This window comes from Paramagnetospirillum magnetotacticum MS-1, from assembly GCF_000829825.1.
Classification (GTDB): domain Bacteria; phylum Pseudomonadota; class Alphaproteobacteria; order Rhodospirillales; family Magnetospirillaceae; genus Phaeospirillum; species Phaeospirillum magnetotacticum.
The window spans coordinates 138,898-158,780 of record NZ_JXSL01000023.1; the positions used below are offsets into that span (position 1 = coordinate 138,898).

14 protein-coding genes are annotated in these 19,883 nt (G+C 59.8%); 8 read left to right on the forward strand and 6 right to left on the reverse strand.

The features are described 5' to 3' along the window. The first annotated feature begins 2 nt into the window (after positions 1-2). The gene (locus CCC_RS06665) at positions 3-1,571 is read left to right on the forward strand and encodes a B12-binding domain-containing radical SAM protein (RefSeq protein ID WP_041040399.1); all 1,569 of its coding nucleotides are present in this window, start codon (positions 3-5) and stop codon (positions 1,569-1,571) included. A gap of 5 nt (positions 1,572-1,576) precedes the next feature. Further along, complete coding sequence (locus CCC_RS06670) at positions 1,577-2,812, forward strand: glycosyltransferase (protein WP_052472962.1); 1,236 nt, start codon at positions 1,577-1,579, stop codon at positions 2,810-2,812. Here CCC_RS06670 and asnB read toward each other — a convergent pair. Genes asnB through CCC_RS06685 form a run of 3 tightly spaced genes read right to left on the reverse strand, consistent with a single transcriptional unit; the run spans position 2,781 to position 6,201 of the window. After that, positions 2,781-4,655: an asparagine synthase (glutamine-hydrolyzing) gene (gene asnB, locus CCC_RS06675; RefSeq protein WP_041040401.1), complete on the reverse strand. Its 1,875-nt coding sequence runs from the start codon at positions 4,653-4,655 to the stop codon at positions 2,781-2,783. The genes CCC_RS06670 and asnB overlap by 32 nt on opposite strands. Beyond that, positions 4,643-5,455 carry a class I SAM-dependent methyltransferase gene (locus tag CCC_RS21095; protein ID WP_082036521.1) on the reverse strand — a complete coding sequence of 271 codons (813 nt, stop codon included), beginning with the start codon at positions 5,453-5,455 and terminating at the stop codon, positions 4,643-4,645. The genes asnB and CCC_RS21095 overlap by 13 nt, the downstream gene beginning before the upstream one ends. Further along, the gene (locus tag CCC_RS06685) at positions 5,350-6,201 is read right to left on the reverse strand and encodes a glycosyltransferase family 2 protein (protein ID WP_082036522.1); all 852 of its coding nucleotides are present in this window, start codon (positions 6,199-6,201) and stop codon (positions 5,350-5,352) included. The genes CCC_RS21095 and CCC_RS06685 overlap by 106 nt, the downstream gene beginning before the upstream one ends. A gap of 253 nt (positions 6,202-6,454) precedes the next feature. Between CCC_RS06685 and CCC_RS06690 the strand changes: the two genes are divergently transcribed. The 5 genes from CCC_RS06690 to CCC_RS06710 are packed head-to-tail and all read left to right on the forward strand — an operon-like array spanning position 6,455 to position 15,951. Continuing rightward, positions 6,455-7,270, forward strand: coding sequence for a class I SAM-dependent methyltransferase (locus CCC_RS06690; RefSeq protein WP_160295520.1), 816 nt, complete (start codon positions 6,455-6,457; stop codon positions 7,268-7,270). Further along, positions 7,267-8,844, forward strand: a complete 1,578-nt coding sequence (locus CCC_RS06695) for a B12-binding domain-containing radical SAM protein (RefSeq protein ID WP_082036524.1) — start codon at positions 7,267-7,269, stop codon at positions 8,842-8,844. The genes CCC_RS06690 and CCC_RS06695 overlap by 4 nt, the downstream gene beginning before the upstream one ends. Beyond that, positions 8,841-11,297, forward strand: a complete 2,457-nt coding sequence (locus CCC_RS06700) for a hypothetical protein (RefSeq protein ID WP_009868585.1) — start codon at positions 8,841-8,843, stop codon at positions 11,295-11,297. Before CCC_RS06695 ends, CCC_RS06700 begins: the two co-directional genes overlap by 4 nt. Further along, positions 11,294-14,725 carry a hypothetical protein gene (locus CCC_RS06705; RefSeq protein WP_041040407.1) on the forward strand — a complete coding sequence of 1,144 codons (3,432 nt, stop codon included), beginning with the start codon at positions 11,294-11,296 and terminating at the stop codon, positions 14,723-14,725. The genes CCC_RS06700 and CCC_RS06705 overlap by 4 nt, the downstream gene beginning before the upstream one ends. After that, complete coding sequence (locus CCC_RS06710; protein ID WP_041040409.1) at positions 14,719-15,951, forward strand: oligosaccharide flippase family protein; 1,233 nt, start codon at positions 14,719-14,721, stop codon at positions 15,949-15,951. Before CCC_RS06705 ends, CCC_RS06710 begins: the two co-directional genes overlap by 7 nt. On the opposite strand, the gene CCC_RS21660 is transcribed toward CCC_RS06710, so the two are convergent. The 3 genes from CCC_RS21660 to galE form a co-directional block, all read right to left on the reverse strand. Next, positions 15,923-16,852, reverse strand: coding sequence for a metallophosphoesterase (locus CCC_RS21660; protein ID WP_160295521.1), 930 nt, complete (start codon positions 16,850-16,852; stop codon positions 15,923-15,925). The two genes, CCC_RS06710 and CCC_RS21660, sit on opposite strands and share 29 nt — an antisense overlap. A 167-nt stretch (positions 16,853-17,019) precedes the next feature. Next, positions 17,020-17,763 (reverse strand): ABC transporter ATP-binding protein, encoded by a 744-nt coding sequence (locus CCC_RS06720; RefSeq protein ID WP_009868105.1) that lies wholly within the window; start codon positions 17,761-17,763, stop codon positions 17,020-17,022. Positions 17,764-17,773: 10 nt separating this feature from the next. Further along, complete coding sequence (gene galE / locus CCC_RS06725; RefSeq protein WP_009868104.1) at positions 17,774-18,754, reverse strand: UDP-glucose 4-epimerase GalE; 981 nt, start codon at positions 18,752-18,754, stop codon at positions 17,774-17,776. 339 nt (positions 18,755-19,093) lie between these two features. On the opposite strand from galE, the gene CCC_RS06730 reads away from it, so the two are divergent. After that, entirely contained in the window at positions 19,094-19,882 is a 789-nt protein-coding gene (locus CCC_RS06730; protein ID WP_041040413.1) for an ABC transporter permease, read from the forward strand. Position 19,883: the final 1 nt, after the last annotated feature.

Sequence of the window (19,883 nt, forward strand, 5' to 3'; positions counted from 1 at the left end):
CCATGCGCGTATTGCTGATCTACCCGCCGATTACCCGCTACGGCCTTGACCCATCGGAGGCGGGTTCCATCCCGCCGCTGGGTCTGGCCTCCATCGCGGCCTATGCCGAGCGGGATGGCCACGAGGTCCGTATCGTCGATGCCCTGACCGAAGGATTTCACAACCGGACCACCCTTGCGGATTCTGGCGGCACCCAGGTCGGACTGAGCGACGACGACATCAGCAAGCGCATCGAGGAATTTCGCCCGAGGGTGCTGGGAATCAGCATCATGTTCTCGGCCTATGCGGCGGACGGCTATCGAATGGCGGCGTTGGCCAAGGCCGTGGACCCGACCATCACCGTGGTGGTCGGGGGGGCCCATGTCAATGCATTGACGGAACACACCCTACTCGGCCGCCCCGAGATCGACCTCGCCATCCTGGGCGAGGGGGAATTGACGTTTTCCGAGTTCCTGACCCGCATCGACGCAGGTGAGGATTGGTGTCAAATCCAAGGCATCGCCTTCGCCCGCGACAATGATCTGGTCCGCACGGAATCCCGACCGCTGATCGAGAACCTTGACGATCTACCCTTCCCGGCCCGCCATCTGCTGCCGATGGAATTGTATTTCTCCAATCACGAAAATCCCTATGTGTACCGCAACCGGCACACCTTCATGCTGGCATCGCGCGGTTGCCCCAAACGGTGCATCTACTGCTCCATCCAGTCGGTGTGGTCCCACAAGTGGCGGCATCATTCCGCCGATTATGTGGTGCGCCAAATCGAACATCTGGTGAGGGATTACGGCGTCGGCGAAATACATTTCGTGGATGACAACCTGACGGCCAACCCCAAGACGGCCATGGAAATCTTTCAAACACTCATCGAGCGGAAACTGGACGTCAAGTGGACCTGCCCCAACGGCACCGCCATCTGGACACTTGACGAGAAGCTTCTCGACGTGATGAAAACCAGCGGCTGCTATCGCCTGACCTTCGGCATCGAGGCGGCCTCAAAGGAAACACAGGCCTACATCCGCAAGAACCTGAATACCGAGCGGGCCAGGGCCATGCTCAGCTACGCCAATAAGATCGGCATCTGGACGGTATCCACCTTCATCTTCGGCTTTCCGCATCAGACCAAGGAGGACATGCAGGACTCCATCCGCTACGCCATTTCGTCTGGCACGGACTTCGCGACCTTCTACTCCCTGATGCCCTTTCCGAAGACGGAACTGTGGGAGATATTGAAGAAGGAGGACCTGATAAACGAGGGGGACTTCTTCGAGAACATCGGCTACTACCTCTCGACCAGGGGCTTGGACACGACCCTGTACAAGAGTGACGAAATCAGGGAGATGACCCATCTCGGCTATAAGCGCATGCTGTCCACCCAGGTGAAGCGACTGATCACCAACCCAGGACATTACTTCAGGAAAATTAACTCGGTCGACGACTTCAGGTACTTCTGCAAGCTTCTTGGAAACTTCCTATTCATGGCCCGCACCCTGATGAAGTCCGCGATCTTCGGCAAGAACCGGAAAGTGGGCGGCACTGTCTACTGGCAAAGAAAAGCGGTCCAACGCGAGTAGCCGCCATGTCCCTTCCCTTGCTTGCCGCATTTCGTTCACGTCTGGCCGCCCTGAAATACCATGTAACGGCCCCCAAGGCGTCGCAACTTACGCCCGATTGGCCCATGGGACCGCCGATTGTCGGGGGGTTCCTGACCACGCCGAGCGGCATTGGCGAATCAGCACGGCTGTGCCTTGCCGCATTCCGCCGTTTGGGCCTTTTTCCGGGCGAGATCGACCTCAGCCCCCGCTTCCTGCCCCACGACCGGATGGCCCCGTCGGCAAATGCCGCGTTTGGCGGAACCGGACCGCTGGTCCTTCACGTCAACCCGCCGGAACTTCCGGCAGTTTGCGCCCATCTCGGCCCCAATATCCTCGGCGGCCGCCCAATAATCGGCTATTGGGCTTGGGAACTTCCCGACATTCCGGATGACTGGCACAGGGGGTTCGCCTATGTCCATGAAATCTGGGTGCCCAGCCGTTTCACGGCGGCGGCCGTGGGCCGCCATACCGACAAGCCGGTCAGGGTTGTTCCCCACCCGGTTCCATCCGTCGCCGCAGCGCCGCACCGGGCCAGGTTCGGCTTTCCAGAAGCCGCTTGCGTCGTTATGGCTGCGTGCGACCTTCGGTCCAGCATGGCACGCAAGAACCCGCTGGGCGCCTTGGCTGCCTTCCGGGCGGCATTCGACGACGATCCGTCCCGTCTGCTGGTGCTCAAGGTCGGCGGCCTCACCGGCAATGAGGCGGCGTTCGAGACCATCCGCCGCGCGGTGGACGGCTTGGGCAACGTCCTCCTTCTCACTGAAGTTCTTTCGCCCGAGGAAATGGATTCGCTGATCGCGAGCATTGATATCTTGCTCTCGCTGCATCGCTCGGAAGGCTTCGGACTCCTGCTCGCCCAGGCCATGCGCGCAGGCAAGGCCGTGGTGGCGACTGACTGGTCAGGCTCGACCGACTTTGTCACCGCCGATACGGCGGAGCCCGTCCCCGCCCACCTGGTCACGGTGGAAGACCCGCAGCGACGCTATGGTGGCAGGAACCAGATTTGGGCAGATCCCGATCTTGACGAATCTGCCCGGCTTTTGCGCCGACTGGCGGATGACCCTGAACGGCGCATTGAGATCGGCACCCGCGCCCGCCGGAAGATCGCCCACTGGTGCGACGACTTGAACTATTCGGCCTCGTTAGGCGAGCCCTTTCGTCGGGCAACTCAACGCCCCATATCCGCCGTCACGAACCTCCCCAGTTCCGCAACCAGGTGAGGTAAGCGTAAACGGCCCATAACTTGACGGCATGGTCCCGCGTCCCATCGAGATGCTCACGCAGCAAACTCTGGACATAGGCGGCGTCAATGCCGCCGCAATCCCCCTGAGTAAGCGTCTCGGAGATCCGGGGAGCTAATGTCCGCATCCAGACTGCCAGGGGCAAACCGAAACCCCGCTTGAAGCGATAGACCACATCATGCGGCAGATAGCGGGAGGCCAGTTTCTTCAACAAATATTTCGTCTCACGCCCCCGAACCTTGAGCTGCCACGGCAGATGCACCGCCGCATCCATCACCTCCAGGTCGAGAAACGGCGAGCGGACCTCCAACGAAACCGCCATGCTCGCCCGATCGACCTTGGCTAGGTACATGTCCTGCAACATCATCTTGGCGTCGAAATACATCATCCGATCAACGACCCCACGGCCGTTGAACCGGCTGTCGTATTGGTCGGTAACCTCCCATACGGCACGCGGCACTTCCTGTTCGGGAAGCAGGCGGGTCAACTCATCGGGCATGAACGGCGCCACCCAGAATTGGTTGCGGTGTCGCGGTGCCAGCCGCAGCCCAGAGACAAAGCGTTCAACCTTATAATTAAAAATGTTGTTCTCGGCCTTCAGCGGCACCTGACTGAATAACCAGGCAGGAACATCCCGGCCCAAAATCCCCGGCAACCGGTCCAGCCACGCGGCGTAACGGTGGATATAGTATTTGGGGTAGCCGCCAAACATTTCGTCGGCACCGTCACCGCTCAGGGCCACGACAATGCCGCTATCTTGCGTGACCTTGCTGAGAAGATAGGTCGGGATCAGCGACGGGTCCGATAGGGGCTCGTCCATCCGAGGCAGGATTTCATCAATCACCGAAAACATCTCGGCGTCAGAAAAACGCGTCACATGGTGATCGACGCCCCAGGCTCGTGCCACGCTCTCGGCGTAGCCGGATTCATCGAAGGCCTTTTCGTGGAATCCGATGGAAAACGCATGGATGTCTCTTCCCTCGCGGAAACGCGCCATCATGGCAACCACCAGACTGCTGTCGACGCCGCCACTGAGGAATACGCCAAGAGGCACGTCGGAAATCAGCCGGCGTTCCACGGCCGCCAATAGCGCGGATTCCAGACCGGCAACCGCCTCCTCCTCGCACAGATCCTCATCGACCTGTGAGTAGTCCAGATCCCAGTAGCGGCCGACCTGGATCTCGCCAGACGCCAGGTCCAACTCCAGCCAATGCCCGGCAGGCAACTTGCGAATACCCATGAAGGGGGTGAAAGGGGCGGGAACGTAGCCGTGGGTAAAATAAAGCGCCGCCGCCGCAGGATCGGCCTCTCGCCTGACGGCGGGGTGACACAGAAGGCTTTTGATTTCGGAGGCGAAAGCGAATGCACCATCGCCGTGGGCATAATAAAGCGGCTTCTTGCCGACCCTATCGCGGGCAAGGAACAATCGCCCGGCCCTGCGATCAAGCAGGCAAAATGCGAACATGCCGTTAAGGCGGTCGAGCATGCCACGACCGTGGCTTTCGTAAAGATGAACCAGCACCTCGGTGTCGGTATGGGAGGAAAAGATGTGCCCCTCTTCCTCCAACTCACGGCGCAATTCCCTAAAGTTATAGATTTCGCCGTTGAAGACGACGGATATGCTGCCATTCTCGTTGTGGATAGGCTGATTACCGCCCGCGAGGTCGATGACTGACAACCGGCGCATGCCCAGGGCAACCGCCCCCTCCACCAGCCGTCCCTCTGAATTGGGCCCTCGATGCCTCTGTGCCTCAAGCATGGAGCGTAAAATTGCTTCGGCATCACCGCCGCTGCGGGAGAAAAAGCCAGCTATGCCGCACATGAATCCGGCGCCTTGACGAATCGGGCGAACAGAGTGGCGAAGCCGCCGTTCCTGGCGTATTCAGCATCGGTTTTCCGTCGAAAATAGTCGGCCATAAAGGGGCGACGACGAAAAATCCATTTTGCCACGTAGAGATTGATCATTCCCAACAGCTCCCACCAGCCGCCACGCACCAGGGACCAGTCGGGAACAAGGCCGACGCCCGCGCCGAATGCCTCGACGTCGCCGGGCCGATAATGGCGATGGCCGGTCAGCAACCAGGCAGGGTCAAGCAGATTGGCCGCCAGCGACCAATGGGGGGTGGACAAGGTGAGCGACCCACCAGGGCGCAAAACCCGTGCAACCTCGGCGAAGAACTGTCCTTCGCTGCCCTTGGGCAAATGCTCGAGAACCTCCCACGACACCACCACATCAAAGCTCGCATCAGGAAAGGGAAGGGTCAGGGCGCTGCCGGACACCACATTCAGGCGGCAATCGGGGAGATGACGGCGGACCACGGCGATCTGCTCGTCCGCCGATTCGATCGCCGCCACGCGCGCAGCCCCGCCTTCAAGGCAGTGGTGCACGAACCAACCGAAGCCACATCCAACATCTAGAATTTCGCGCCCCCGAACCGCGTCTGCCCCTACCAGCCGAGTGGTGAAAAGGGGACGCCCACTCAGGGGGTCGAATGGAGTTTCATCAACCAAATTCCTCACGCTGCGCCCCTCTTTCGGCGCATCAGAAAGGCGACCCCCACGGCCACCCGCAAGGCATACATTCCCACCGCCAGATGAGGCCGCGACAATAAGTACCGCCATTTCCCGTCTTCAAGAAAGACGCCGAGATAGCGATAAGCCACCCCCAGTTGGCGACGAACATCGCTATCACCTTCTCCCCATTTCCGAACATAGTCGGCGAAGGTGCCGGAATAGGCCGCCTTCTTGGCGATATAGGTGGAAACAGTCAGCCATTCTTCGTGATGGAACTTGTTGCTTCGGGTCGTCGCCAGACGCGCCCCCGCCCGCTTCAGCATCTTGGCCATGTCCCAGTCATCGGGACCAAACGGCATGCCCCGAGTATCGAATCCCCCGACGGCATCGAACATCGAGCGGGTAATGAAGCGCGGAGAATCGATGCAAGTCGCGGTATAAAACCAGCGTTCGAAGCGACGAATCTGCCCGAAATACCCCTGGCCCATGATGATCTCGGGCACGAAAAGCGCGTCATGATCCGTCAGGAGTTGAACAGCCTCCGCGATCAGGCCGGGGGCGAAGGTCATGTCTGCATCGGGATAGAAGATGATCTGGCCGCGGCTGCGCTCTACGCCGAAATTGACCTGAGCGCCGCGAAAGTTCCGGACCCCCTCCAACGGCACATGATCGGCCAAATCATAGACCGTCGCGCCCCCCTCCCGGGCCAAGACGCGAGTCCGGTCGGTCGACCCGTTGTCCACCACAATCACTTCGATATCTGGGTGGGTCTGGGCACGCAAATCATCCAGAATGCGGGCAATGTTGCGTTCTTCGTTGCGGGTCGCGACAACCACGGAAACGGGCACTGTCATTGAAATGTCGATTGGCCAAAGGGTTACGGTAGGCGCGACCGGATGCTAACACACCCATGGGACGCACCAAAGGCTTCGTTGAATGTACAAGAATCGTGGTACGGAGTATCTTTCCCATCCGCGGCGGCTGGTGAGCGCCTTCCTCCGAATCAAGCGAATGCGGCAACCCAAGTACCAAGACAATTTGATTGGGCCTCGCCTCTATCCTATAAGGGGGCGCTCGTTGGAGAATAGTCAGGGACGGATGGATTCAGTGAAGCTCATCGACTTATCCGAGATGAGAGACATCCTGAGGAGCGTTAACCCTTTTCCCGGGCGCTGGTCGTTCATCACGTCGGTCGAGTATATGCTCGACAGCCGCCTCTACGTCGATTCCATCGGGGATGACGCCAAGGTCGTCCGAGCGACCCTTGGCCCCCATGACAGGAATATCTTGGATTTCGGCACGGGTTCTGGCGTGTTCGCCATCGCCTTACGGCAGGTACTCCCCGAACTCGATATCTCCGCTGTCGACACCACGGACAACAAGAGCCAGTCGCACCCGGATTTTTCCGACGGCCAGGCAGCCGCGCACCAGAGGCTGATTTACCCTCCTTTGGCCGAGCGTTTCCGCATATCATTCAACCATTACAACGGCCACCTCCTCCCCTATCCAGATGGCAGCTTCGATGCGATCTCGGCCTACGCGGTGATCGAACACATCCCCCATGAGGAACTTGATGCCGCCATGCGCGAGATTGCGCGCGTGCTGAAGGACGACGGAAAGCTGTTCGTCTTCAAGATGCCCCGCAAGCTTGCCTTGGTGGAACATGTGGCGGGAATACTGGGATTAGGGCGTCATGACACCCTTTACGGCGACGGAGAAGCACTGCGTCTCTTCCGCAGTTATGGATGGAAGGTCGAAAAGACATTCAAATCAAATATGGTCTTCGATTATCCCGGATGGTTGACAAACCGGCTCTACCATCCGCTGAAGTTAATCGACAGGATATTATACTGGTCCCCTTGGCGTCTCTTTGCCCACCACAACAATTTCGTCCTGCGTAAGTTAGAGAGACCGCAGTTATGACGAATGGGCGCATTCTCTTCATCCGTGAACGGGAGTTTGCGAGAAGCAATGTCATAAACTACGGCATGGCCCTTGTCGCCACAGCAGCGTCAAAGGCGTTCTCCGTCCGCGCCATCGACAACAACGGACTGTACCGCCTGTATTCCCACGACGACATCGCCGCAGAGGTTGAGCATTTCCGTCCCGACGTTATCGGCCTGTCGATCATCACCGCCAACGCCCTTACGTCCTATGAAACGGCGGAGATGCTAAAGCGCCGTTTCCCGGACATCCCCATCCTGGCTGGAGGGCTGCACGTCAGCCATCAGGTCGGTGAAGCATTGGAATCCGGCATAGACTACGTGGTTCGTGGGGAGGCGGATCTGACCATCGTTCCGTTGCTGTCCGCGCTGGTGGAGGCTCGCGACCGGGGAATGCCCCCCGACTTCACGGGGATCGCCGGTGTATCTCATGGTCGGGGAGAGGCGTTTGTCGATGGCGGCAACGCAACGCTGCCCCTGAACCTGGACGAGCACAGCGACGTCGATTTCGGCCTTTACGACCTCGGCGACTTCTATCGCCATCCCCGGGACTCCCTGGCCATCGGGTCGGTGCTGACCCAGCGAGGATGCCCATTTCGCTGCACGTTCTGCAGTGACCAGTATCTGTCCCAGTCCGTCCGCTATCGCTCCATCGCGCGCTCGGTGGATGAAATCGAGGACAAGCTCGATAGATTCGGCGTCAACATCTTTAATATTCGCGACGCCGACTTCACCATGCACAACGAGCGCGTCGTCGAATTCTGCAATGAACTGATCCGTCGCGGACTGCACAACCGGATCAACCTGACCATCGAGACGGACTCCTTCCGCGTGATACCGCGCGATACCCTGGCGCTGATGAAGCAAAGCGGCTTCAGTTCCATCGGATTCGGCATTGAACGCCTGACACCCGAGATACAGCGGCGTATCAAGAAAAATATCAGCCGCTCGCGGATCATGGAGAACCTGAAGAACTGCCGCGAATTGGGCTTCGTTATCAGCGTCCACTGCCTAATCGGCTTTTCCTTCGACACCATGGAGGACATCGCCCGCGAACAGGCCCTGTTCGACGAGCTTGCCGACCAATACGTCGATATCGTGTCCGCCAGCATCGTGGTCGCCTGCCCCGGCACCTCTGAGTTTTCCGCCGTACCGCCCGAACGGTCGAGTTGGTACCTCAACCCATCGGCCTTCCCCTCTCGGCGCCCCCTTTATCAAGTGGTGCGGCGTTTTCAGTACGATCCGCGCCACGTCCCCATCTACGACTTCCCCCCGGGAATGATGGAGCGGATGATGGATTTCCGAGACCATTTCCGCAAAAAGACCATCGGCAAGCGGGGGCGGCCACTGCTTTGGGCCTATCTTCTGATGCTCCAGATCGCCCGTCTCTCGGAAGCCCTTTACGCCGCCTCCCCCAGATTGGAACGGGCGACCTTCGGCTGGACCCTTGACTGGCTCGAAACCCTCAACGCGATTTTCACCAAGCTGTGGGCCAAGCGTAACGATGATAGGGTGAATGCCAACCACTCGTGCGGCCAAACACCCCAGCCATGAGCCTTCCCATTCCCCCCCGACCGTCCCGACGCCCCAGCGCCACCAACTTCCCGGCTGAAGCCGCCCATCATCTGGCGGCCATCTTGGTATTTTTCCTGGCCGCCTTGGTGGGCATCCGTGAATTGCTCTCTCCCGAGTTGGTCCTGGGGCATAATTGGGATTCGCCCTTCTCGGGTCTCGAGGAGAGCTATCGAGCCATGCTTGCCTCGATCCCCTACACCTGGGATTACGACCACGCCCTCGGCTATGCGCTTCCCAACGGATTTTCCAACCGCCTGTGGTGGGCGACCCATGCCGTGCTGGGAATCTTGCTGCAAGGCCGGATGGTTGCCCAGGCCGACATCGTCGCCAACCAAGTGCTGGGGGCTTTCGGCATCTACGTCTATGTCACAGTCCTTCTCAACGACTCCGTCAGCCGCCGCCGGGCGTCGCTTGCCGGAATCGCGGCAGGCCTCTACCTGATGTTCTCGTCGGTTGTTATCGGGCATCTCATTGGCGGCGCGGCCAACCAACTGGGATCCATGGCCGTCCTACCCTACGTCTTGGTAGTACTCGAGTGGCGACGGCGCGGTTTGAGCGATACGGCAACGCTGTGCCTGCTGATGCCGCTGTCCCTCCTGGTCGAGGTGTCTCTTCACAACACCTTGTTCGCGGGCATGTTCGTGGGTGCCTACGCCACCATCCTCTTCCCCGAGCCTCTCCATCGACGTATCCGCTTTCTGGCCGCTTACGGCATTACGACCCTGCTGGCCTATGCCCACTGGGTCATTCCGATGGTTATCTGCCTGGCCTATGAGAACATCGGACAGCGACTGCAGGAGAACCTGGCGTTTTCAAACCTGATCGACAACGTACCGCCATTGACCGAGGCCCTTTGGGGCGACGGCTATATCCGTCCATTTTATAATTACCTCGCCGAAAGTTCGTACCGCACCGCTTGGGCAGTTCTATCCCTCAGCCTCTGTGGTGTGGTGATCGTCTCCACCCTTTGGCCCGGCAATCGCCCGGCCCACCAGACGGTATCGGCGCGTTTTTGGCTGGCGATCTATCTACTGTTCGTGGCTCTGGCCGCAGGCTTCCAGGCGCCGTTCGGGGTGTTGGTCGAGGCCCTTTACCGCAGTTCGCCACTGATGGCCATATTCCGCTCGCCACAATGGCTGATCATGCCGTTGGCTATTGCCTTCGCGGTGCTGGTCGGACTGAGCTTCGCCCGCATCCTGGAACACTTTCGCTGGCCCTGGGTCAGCGCAGTCCTAGTTGCAGCCGTCCTTGCCATGGTCCATCCCGCCTACCTGTCCGGCAATCTAGGAGGACAGGAACTCTACCGGCGCGCTCTCGCCAGCACCAACTGGTACAAGGGCGACCATCTGGACGCCTATGCGGTACCAAAGGATTATGCCGAGGCTATCCGCCGTCTTTACCAAGAGCCGGGAGGCGAGCGCCTGCTGGCGCTGCCCATGCGGCGCAGCCCGTATTTCCTCAACACGCCCCACCAGCGGCAGGGCTCGGGCGTCGATCCCATCCTCAATTACAACCCACCCAAGCCTGTCGTGGTTGCCGATCTTGCCCCCGACGCCAATAGCGCGGCGATGCTAACCGGTCTCGACCGGCTGATCGACCTTTGCTCCCCAAAAGCATGGGAATTACTGGACGCGCTGGATATCGGCTACATCATTCTGAAGCGCGATTATGCGCCGCCAGTACCGCCAGAAGAACAGCTGTGGAATGCCGAACGCACCGTTTCCTGCCTACACCGTCATCTTGACGGGCAATCCACCGTGATGGTCGATGGGGAAACGACGCTGTTATTGCGACTAAACCGCCAAGGCCGCCGTGCCAAGATCTACATCCCAGATCAGATCTTGCTGATTGATCCTGGCTTCAAGGACGCGCTGGAGTCGCCGGAACGGCTGCTGGCCCGTTTGGGCGACCTTCTGGCGTCCGCCCCAGGCGGCGCCACCTTCCTTCCCGCCGCAGCCGAGGAATTTGCCGCCCTGGCCGCCCAGGCCGCGCCCGTTCCAAAGGCCACGTTCCGGGTTCTTAACCCCACGCGGTACGAAATCACGGTAACAGGCGCGAGCGGAGCCTTTCCTCTGGTCTTTTCCGAAGCCTTCCACCCCCTATGGAAGTTGACCCCCAAGGACGCTGGCCCCTTTGACATTGGGGCGGCCATAGACCTTCCGCGCCTCGATGATCGTCGGCATACTGTGGCCAACGGCTTTGCCAACGGCTGGCTTGTGGATCTGCAGGAGGTCCGGCAACGCTTTCCAGAAGCTGTAACCCTCGGAGATGACGGAACAGCAACCATCCGCCTGTTTGCCGAATTTGCGCCGCAAAGAGTGATTCCGTTTGCGGTGGCACTCAGCGTTGCCACCTTGGCTGCGGCTCTGCTGTTTTTGTTGCTCCGCTTTGCATCGGGCCGAATTGGCGTTCGGAGGCGGCGTTTGCCATGAGGCTTAGCATTGCAGCCATCTTGATCGGCGCGGCCTTTACCATGGCGGCGACCGCCAGCACTGCGTCGAGCCAAGGCGAAACCGCGTCGTCGCCGCCCATTTCCGTGTCACATCCTATCTCCGCCGCCCCATCAGCCCCCATCGTGGTTCGCCGCACCACCACCGCAGCCCCCCTTCCGGCGGGGACCTATTCCCTCGAAGCCAAGATACGGCTGCGGAAGGAAAATTCCAGCGGCATCAAAATGTTACCGGCGTTCGACGTGGCTGAGCCCGCGATACCGGCCGAGGGAGGATGGCAGCGCAGCGGTGCCCTATTCACCTGGAATCCGACCCAAGCTCCCATTGCGTTGGAAATCCCTCTCCGCCTCAATCCGAAAGCCTCCCTTGCCGATTTGAGCAGCGCGGCGGCGCTGATCGTCCGCACATCCAATGCCTCCCCCGGCAACGCCATCTTCCTTTCCATGCAGGTGACCATGGAACGGGCCGATGGCAGCATTCTGGTCCTGAGCACACCGGGCGCTACCGGGAATGTTAGGCACCTGTCACCCATGGCACGCCCACCGCAACCGCGCGGTATCGGATATATTGTCGGCCGAATTCTGAACCGGCCATTCGATGAGGACTGGCGCTTCCTGCCTCATCCCGACGGACTGACTGTCATGCAGCGCCGGTTTTCCGAACCGGTCGAACCCAAGTCCTTGGAATACATTGATATCGGCTGCCAAGGCGGCAACTGTGCCGTCAATCTCAGAGTCCGCAGCGATACCGGAGAGTCCCGAATCGTCTCCTTTGCCGATCTCTCCCCATCGGAACGGATAGAGGAAGGCAACCGCGTCACCCGGCTGGCCGTCGGCCAGACTGTCCGCGGGTTGATGCCCGGCCGACACGTCACCCTGGATGAGATCATCGCCTATGTGCCCGGCAAGCCTGAGGAGGCGATTCCGCTCCGGCGACTCACACGGCTGGACCTGATCGGCATAGAAGCGGCAGGTGACGTATTCATCCTGCCCGTCAATGCTCAAAAGGGGAACAACGGAGCCCATACTCTGACCATTCCCCTGGGAAAACCGCTCAGCGCTGTTCTCGGCGACCTGAATGGGTTGCGGTTGGTCGATGCCCGTATAATCGCCACACCTGAAGACCGGCACCGCATTGCCGGTCTCAGGATCGAGGAAATTAGCTTCACCAAACCGATGATCAGGACGGCTGTTCCTGATCTCTCCGCCCCATGCCGCCAATGGACCGAAATTTGGGGAGGGGCATTTGATGAACAGCGGCCAGGCTGGGCGAAGTGCCCGAACATTCTGGCCTTCGAGGAGGGAACATCCGTTCCGCCCCAATTCAGGCATGGACTCTTGGACATTGCTCCAGAGGGCATGACCATCCTTGCCGCCAAGCACGCAGCCTACGGCCCCGCTCCCAACGGGCGCCCGCATTCTGTGAAGGTCTTGTTCACCAAGGATGAGGCCGTGCTGCGCGTCGCCGTCAACGAGCCGCGCGATTCCCAGATGAGACGACGCCGCGTGGATATCCGCCTGCACACGTCCACCGGCGGAAGCGTGACATTGCGTGCCGAACGCAATGGGGTGACATCGCCCCCTCTGCGGGAGATCACCCTGGCGCCCGGTGAAGCGGAAATTTGGAGTGAAATCGGAGGCGGCGAGCGGGCAGTTCTTGAACTGCGACCGGCTGGACGGCCATCAGGGACCCCCGAAGGCACCATCGCCACTGACTTCTCCATTCAGCCGATGACCGACGGTGCGCCAAGGGTCGACCGGGCGGGACGAGACTTGTCTGCCACCACCGAACCGGCGTGCCGCCAATGGTCGGACGGCACATTGTGTTATTCCTCCTCGGCGAAGCCAGCGTTCGAGTACCGCCAAAGGCGTAATCTGACCCTGCCGCCGAATGCCTATTTCTTCCTGTCAGGGCCTGACCCCTGGGGCCGCACCACGGAGCTCACCCTGATAGACGCAGCAGGGAAGGTCAGACACATCCCCGTCAGGATGAACCAACCGCTTCCTCTGGGCGACAAAGGCGATATTCGTGAACTCCGCCTGCGTTTCGACGGAGGTTTACCCGATTTCAGGCATTGGGCCATATTTACGACGCAAGACACAGATGATCTGTCCCTGCCGTCGGTCTTACTCCCGTCATCGGAATGGGTGCCCCTCGTCCCGGAGCAACCTATGACCGCAGCGGAAATCCCTGCGGCACTTGCGGGCAATGCCGTCGAAGCGCTGGTACCCACCGGGGGCTTGCCAGCACGTGCCGAAACGGTGTGGAGGACGCCGATTGGAAATGGATTGCCACCGAGCCTCATCCGCGCCCGCATCGACATCCTGGCCGGGCGTCTTCCTCCTTATCCCAAAGTGAGGCTTCAGGCCCGTCTGGTGGGCGCCGATTGGGAAAGGACGGTCCCCATTCCCTTCGACGATGGACAATCCACCTCGGTACTTCCGCTGGTTTCTTGGTTGGAACGCGAGCCCCCCCGCCCCGGTACCCGCTCCCTTTCGTTCATCGAGTGGCGTCTTGTCGTTGAACAGAGTCGCGAGGTGCCGACCGCCCCTGCCACCGTCCAGATTTCCGCCGAGGCATTTCGCTCCGGTCTCCAGCGCCTCGACTCCAAGCTGAGCCAGACACCACTGCTGCAGGTCAACGGGAAGCCACTCTCGGCACAGGGTTTCAGCCTTCCTGCCACCCTCAACCCCGGCGAGGATGAGATTACTGCCCAATTCGGCTTAGTCTATTTGCCTGTGGGAGGGGAAGAGTTGGTGAGTGTGCTCGACAATCCCCATATTGTGGTTTCCGACATTCGCCTCGCCACCGATCTGGCCCTGAAAATTCCACCGGGTATCGCCCCACCGGCTCTCAAATCCACCTCTCCATTGCCTTGGGTCGCCTCCATGATCGCCGCAGCGGCCATTATCTGGTGGAGGAGGTTGGCGCTGGGGCGCATTCTTCTTCGGATCGGATCACCGCCGCACCTTGGCATAGCCTTTCCGAAATCCCTCTGGAGGCGCATCACTGCGGTACCGCGCCGGATTTGGGTCATTTCCGCAATTCTGTCGAGCCTGGGGCTCCTCCTGCTCAGCCTATTCCAGCCGCCCCTCGTGACCGACGGAATCCTGCCCACTGTATCTCGGCTTGCCGCCGCTACGGCCTGGATGTTGGCGTACCGACCGCGGGCCCGACGGCTTTCTGATAGCGATCCCGGGTCCACTGCGGTTCACCATGCCTTGTGGGGCGTCATGCTTTCACTGGCGGCAGCGATCCTCCTGATTGCATTCGCCCGCCCCGCAGCGGCCAACCAGGTGGCCGCCATCGCATATTATTTGATCATTGCGGCACTGGTTGCCGCTTGGCGCAGCGACCGGAAAAAGAATTCGCAAGGAGAGGACGTGTCCGTGACGAACCAGCAATGCTAAAGATATTCCTGCGCCAAAATATCGTCGTCCTGATTCTTCTAAACAGCGGCAACTTCTGCAACTACCTGTTCCAGGTCGTAGTCGGCCGGGCCCTGGATCCTGCGGAATACGGAAGCCTCAACTCACTAGCCGCCCTGTTGTCGGTAATCATGGCCCCGGCCTCGGTAATGCCCGTAGTGTTCGCCAAATTCACGATTGAGTTGGGCGATACAGCCCGTATCCGGAACCTGATTTCCACTTGCATGAAGGGAATGGGGCTGATTGCCCTGGTGGTTCCGGTGGGGGCGACGCTCTTTACCGGGACGGCCATGGGCTATCTAAAGCTGACAGAGCCCACTCCCTACCTGATCATGCTACTCAACCTGTCGGTGGCTCTTTTATTGCCACCTATGTGGGGAGTCCTGCAGGGGCTGTCACGCTTCACATACTTCGGCGTGGCATCAGCCGGAGCAATGTTCATCCGGCTGGCCATTGCCTTCGTCGCGCTTCGGCTGTTCGGCCAAGGCATCAATGCCGCGCTTTCAGCCTGGACTTTCGGCCTGATATTCGAACTGGCTATCAGCGCCCTGGCCCTGCGGGATGTCATGCGCGTTCCCGCAGCCCCCCTTCCCGCAGGAATTTTCCGCCGCATGGTCCGCTTCGCCATTCCGGCCTTGGCATCGACGACGATGTTCATCTTTATGTGGAACGTTGACATAATATTAGCACGCCTTTATTGCAGCCCCTATGATTCCGGGCTTTATGCCAATGCCGCGATCATTGGCCACATCGCCCTTTTCCTGCCCGCCGCCCTGGTTAATGTCTTGCTACCCCATGTGGCCAAGGCGCACAAGGAGGGCCTGTCAGGTGGAGGGGCCTTGGCGGCCAGCCTCGCTCTTTGCGTGGTGTTATCCGGGGGTTTTTGCCTGCTCTGCCTGATCTGGTCGGAGGAAATCATCAGCCTTCTGTTCGGCGCCAAGTTCATCCCTGCGGCGCCAATCCTGCAACTGCTCAGCCCGGCCATGGCCCTGCTGTCGTTATGCAATGTGCTGATTAACTTCTCCATGGCGCGCAACCGATTTTCGTTCATCAAGGTGCTCGCCCTGGGGGCTGGGCTCGTCCCGGCGCTAGTCTACGCATTCCACGCCGACGGCAGGACCATCGCCCTGATCATGCTGGGAGTTTCCGCCTTGATCTTGGCGGGCATCACCTTGACGCTCACGATCGAGGAGCGGAAGCAGGCTTAAATTGCGGTTTGTCGCCCCCGGCATCGGCGCGCAAGGTGAAGACGGTTACTTCCGGCGGACAATAGAAGCGATAAGGGATTTCGCCGACGCCGACGCCTGGGGTCGTGTAGCCAAGCATCTCGCCGTGCCGCCACGATCCTTTCGCATAGCCCCGGTGGCGCTTCAACTCGCGCACTACGGGCGTGCCGTCGGGGAGGCAGATCTGGCCACCATGGGTGTGACCGCAAAGATACAGGTCATAGCCAGCGGCAGCGGCGACGGCTGCCATCTCCGGAGAATGCACCAGGGCGATGCCAAACTCCCCCGGTGGAAGGCTAAGGGCCTGATCGGCCAAGTTGGTGTGGAACGTATGGACGTCGTCCAACCCCGTCAGCCACAGCCGCTCTCCCCGGCGCTCGACATAGGCAGATTCGTTGACCAAGACCTCGAAATTCCGTGCCTCCAAGGCGGGTACCATCCCGGCTTCATCATGGTTCCCGAGGATGGCGACGAAACCATCAGTGGCACGGACGGTCCTCAAGGCTAAGGACAGCGCGCTCAGAACATCATCGAATGGACCGGTGAAGCCCGCGCGGTAATCGCCAGTCAACACGCATAGATCCACCTCGCATTCTGCCGTCGCCCGCGACAGGGCGAGGTCCAGACCGGGCATCATGTCCAGATGAGGATCGCTGACTTGTAAGATGCGATAGCCGTCAAAAGCAGGCGGTAGTCCTGGTAACGATACCGTCAATTCCACACGGCGCACCGCGCAGGCATTGGTGCGGCCGCGGCGATCCAGCCACGAGCGGCGGAGAAGAGCGTATCCCGCGTTGATGATGGCGGAAAGGGCTGTGCGATACAGTTGATGCCACTGCCTGTGTGGACTGGAGTAGCCCAGGAGCCGGAGATTGGATTCCAAGCGGCAACGCTCGTGGCGCCAGCGCGTCCGGTCTCCATCGAGACGACGCACCCGCCAAGCGGCATCGGGTTGTCTGCATTTAAAGGCTAAACGGTTCATCCTGATCCTCGGGCTCCCGCAGGATATGGGAGCCATTTACTGCGGCGCCATCCCAACTGGAAAGAAGTTCATGGCTTGCCGCCCACCTGTTCCTGCAAATTTTCATATGCATCGATCAACGCATCGACCGAACCATCGGCGTAAAGTTGGCTTCGGTGGAGAAGAAGGGCGCGGTTACACATGCGGCGCAGAATTGAAAAATCGTGCGAAACCAGAATAAAACTGCGGCAAGGAGAGTCCTCTGCGGTCAGAACTCGTGCAACCTGATTGACGAAGGAGGTATCCGCCGCAGCCAGACTTTCGTCCATCAACAAAATGTCTGGCCGCAACATGCGAGCGACGGCGAAGGCTAGGCGCGCGACTTGCCCCTGAGACAACTCTCCCAAATGGGAGTCTCCGACCCCCGGCAGGTCCGCCAGCATCAAAATGCGGTTTTCACGCTCCGCGTCGCATTCCTGCAGCCGCCCCTTCCACGTATGAACCATGCGGATGTTCATCCGCACCGTCAGCGCTGGATCCAAACCATATGTCGGCGCCAATAGAGGATGAACCGTGCCCATCACGTTCAGATGCCCCGAGAACGGGAGGATCCCCGCGATCACTCGCAGTAGCGATGTCTTGCCGCTGCCGTTTTCGCCCAGCAGGGCCACACGTTCGCCAGATCGCAGGCTGAACGCCACTCCGTCGAGAATCAACTTGGTCGAGCGCGCGCCGCAGCGCCCGAGAATGCGGTGCTTCAGAGACCGGCCATAGACGCCGGTCTCGATGGTGACCTTCAGATTCTCTGCCGTAACAAGCGGGGCCGTGGGCATGATCTGTCCCCTACCTCGCCATGACCATGGATTGGTGCCAATGCCACACGCTGGAAATGATGTCGTCCAGAGTGTACGCCGGATGCCAGCCCAATATTCTTTGCGCCAGACGGGTGTCGGCGATCAGAGTCGGAGGATCGCAAAGACGGCGCGGCGACTTTTCATTGGGGACCGGCCTACCGCCGATACGGTGCACCGCCTCAAGAATGTTGAGAACACTACTTCCCCGGCCACTTCCCAGATTGAGGGCGGTCGAAGCGCCATCCTCCCGCAGGTGTTCGAGCGCCAAGCAATGGCCTTCGGCCAGATCGGCCACGTGGACGTAGTCGCGAACACATGTCCCGTCAGAGGTCTCGTAATCGGTACCGAAGATCTTCACTGGTGGCCTGCGCCCCATCGCCGCCAAGACGGCCGCAGGGATCATTCGCACATCATGATTGCCATATGACCCCACCCCATAGGCGGCACCGGCAGCATTGAAATAGCGCAAGATGACATGACGAATCCCGTGGCAGCGTTCGTACCACTCCAAGGCCCGTTCGAAAACTAACTTGGTTTCCCCATAGGGATTGATCGGAATTTGCGGCTCACTCTCGGCAATGGGGACCGAAGAAGGAGTGCCATAGGTCGCGCAGGTGGACGAGAACACGATGGCCCGGCAGCCGACCCGGACCATGGCTTCCAACAAAGAGAGTCCGGCGACTACATTCGTCCTGTAATAGGCTGTCGGGTCCGCCATGCTTTCATCCACATAGGCGAAACCGGCGAAATGGATGACGGCTGAAACGTCGTGGCGCCGGAACAATTCAACCAGGACTTCGGTATCTAGCAGATCCACTTCGGCGAAGTGCACGCCATGGGGAACGGCGTCGCGGCTGCCGCGACACAAATTATCAACCACGATAATGGATTCGGGGGAATAACCGTTTCTGATGAGGTGGTGAAGAGTGTGCGAACCCACATAGCCCGCACCACCGGTCACGAGGAGCATTGTTATCACCCGTCAGAACCAAGGGGCTATCCCCGGAGTAGATTCCTTCGTCAGCTTCACCCAACCGGAAACATCTGCCAGATGGCAAAGTTCCAGGTCGAAGAGAACGCCCAGGGCGGCCCGTTATAGACATTTTGTCGCAGTCGAGCAACTACGGCCTCCCGGCGGAGGCTGGCAATTACTGCATGAGACGCGGCGGCGTTACCCTTGGGGGATTGACCATGGCTCACGCAAGGATGGCAGAATGTGGGGCTTGGGACCCGGAGGATTCGGGTATAGTGTTCCCGCCCCCGATTTTTCCGACGGGGGGGCTTGTGCGGCAATGAGGCGTGACGAGATATGGGGTCGCAAAATTCGAGCTTCGCAAGCGTCGGCAATACATTACGGTCGATTGCATTTTTCGGCTCAGTCCATCTTTACAAGCGCTATTGCGGATCATTTATCGGAGTCGGCTGGTCGCTGCTCAATCCGGCATCGCAGGTTTTGCTTTTTTACTTCGCGCTGTCCTATGTCCTGCGGGTCCCCATCGACCATTACGGATTTTATCTGGCCAGCGGACTGATCCCTTGGAGTTTCCTGGTGCAGGCACTGTCGAATTCGGCCATGTCTCTTACCGCCCGACGCGATCAATTCCTCTCATTCCCACAATCTCCCGCCATGGTGGTGGCTGGCGATGTTTGGGCGGACTTCGTGGGATTCGGGCTGGCATTGGGACTGCTGACACTGGGGCGGTGCTTCACCTCACCCGAAACCTGGAGGATCTTGTTCATTATGCCGGTGGTTATCCTTCCACTGGTGATTTTCGCCTTTTCGACCGGACTGGTGCTGTCGTACATGGCCGTGCCCTTTCGCGATGTTCCGCATCTACTGCAGCTCTTTCTGATGACCAATTTTTGGGCGATTCCCATCACCTATCATTGGTCGATGGTGTCCGATCCAACATTGTCCCTTCTTGTAAAATGGCACCCACTGGCGCTGTTGCTGGCCCCCATCCAGGTCACCTTGCAAAGCGGCAGTCAGCCATCCATGGCTGTAACCACTGCGGCGTTCTCCATCGCCATTGTGGCCCTGGCGGCGGCGTTGGTATTGAACGCTCTAAAGCGGCGCACATTCATTCTGCAAATCTAGG

Coding starts and splice junctions, on each gene's coding strand:
- CCC_RS06665 (WP_041040399.1), top strand. CDS start 3: ATGCGCGTATTGCTGATCTACCCGCCGATTACCCGCTACGGCCTTGAC.
- CCC_RS06670 (WP_052472962.1), top strand. CDS start 1,577: ATGTCCCTTCCCTTGCTTGCCGCATTTCGTTCACGTCTGGCCGCCCTG.
- asnB (WP_041040401.1), bottom strand. CDS start 4,655: ATGTGCGGCATAGCTGGCTTTTTCTCCCGCAGCGGCGGTGATGCCGAA.
- CCC_RS21095 (WP_082036521.1), bottom strand. CDS start 5,455: ATGGCGGTACTTATTGTCGCGGCCTCATCTGGCGGTGGGAATGTATGC.
- CCC_RS06685 (WP_082036522.1), bottom strand. CDS start 6,201: ATGACAGTGCCCGTTTCCGTGGTTGTCGCGACCCGCAACGAAGAACGC.
- CCC_RS06695 (WP_082036524.1), top strand. CDS start 7,267: ATGACGAATGGGCGCATTCTCTTCATCCGTGAACGGGAGTTTGCGAGA.
- CCC_RS06700 (WP_009868585.1), top strand. CDS start 8,841: ATGAGCCTTCCCATTCCCCCCCGACCGTCCCGACGCCCCAGCGCCACC.
- CCC_RS06705 (WP_041040407.1), top strand. CDS start 11,294: ATGAGGCTTAGCATTGCAGCCATCTTGATCGGCGCGGCCTTTACCATG.
- CCC_RS06710 (WP_041040409.1), top strand. CDS start 14,719: ATGCTAAAGATATTCCTGCGCCAAAATATCGTCGTCCTGATTCTTCTA.
- CCC_RS06720 (WP_009868105.1), bottom strand. CDS start 17,763: ATGCCCACGGCCCCGCTTGTTACGGCAGAGAATCTGAAGGTCACCATC.
- galE (WP_009868104.1), bottom strand. CDS start 18,754: ATGCTCCTCGTGACCGGTGGTGCGGGCTATGTGGGTTCGCACACTCTT.
- CCC_RS06730 (WP_041040413.1), top strand. CDS start 19,094: ATGGGGTCGCAAAATTCGAGCTTCGCAAGCGTCGGCAATACATTACGG.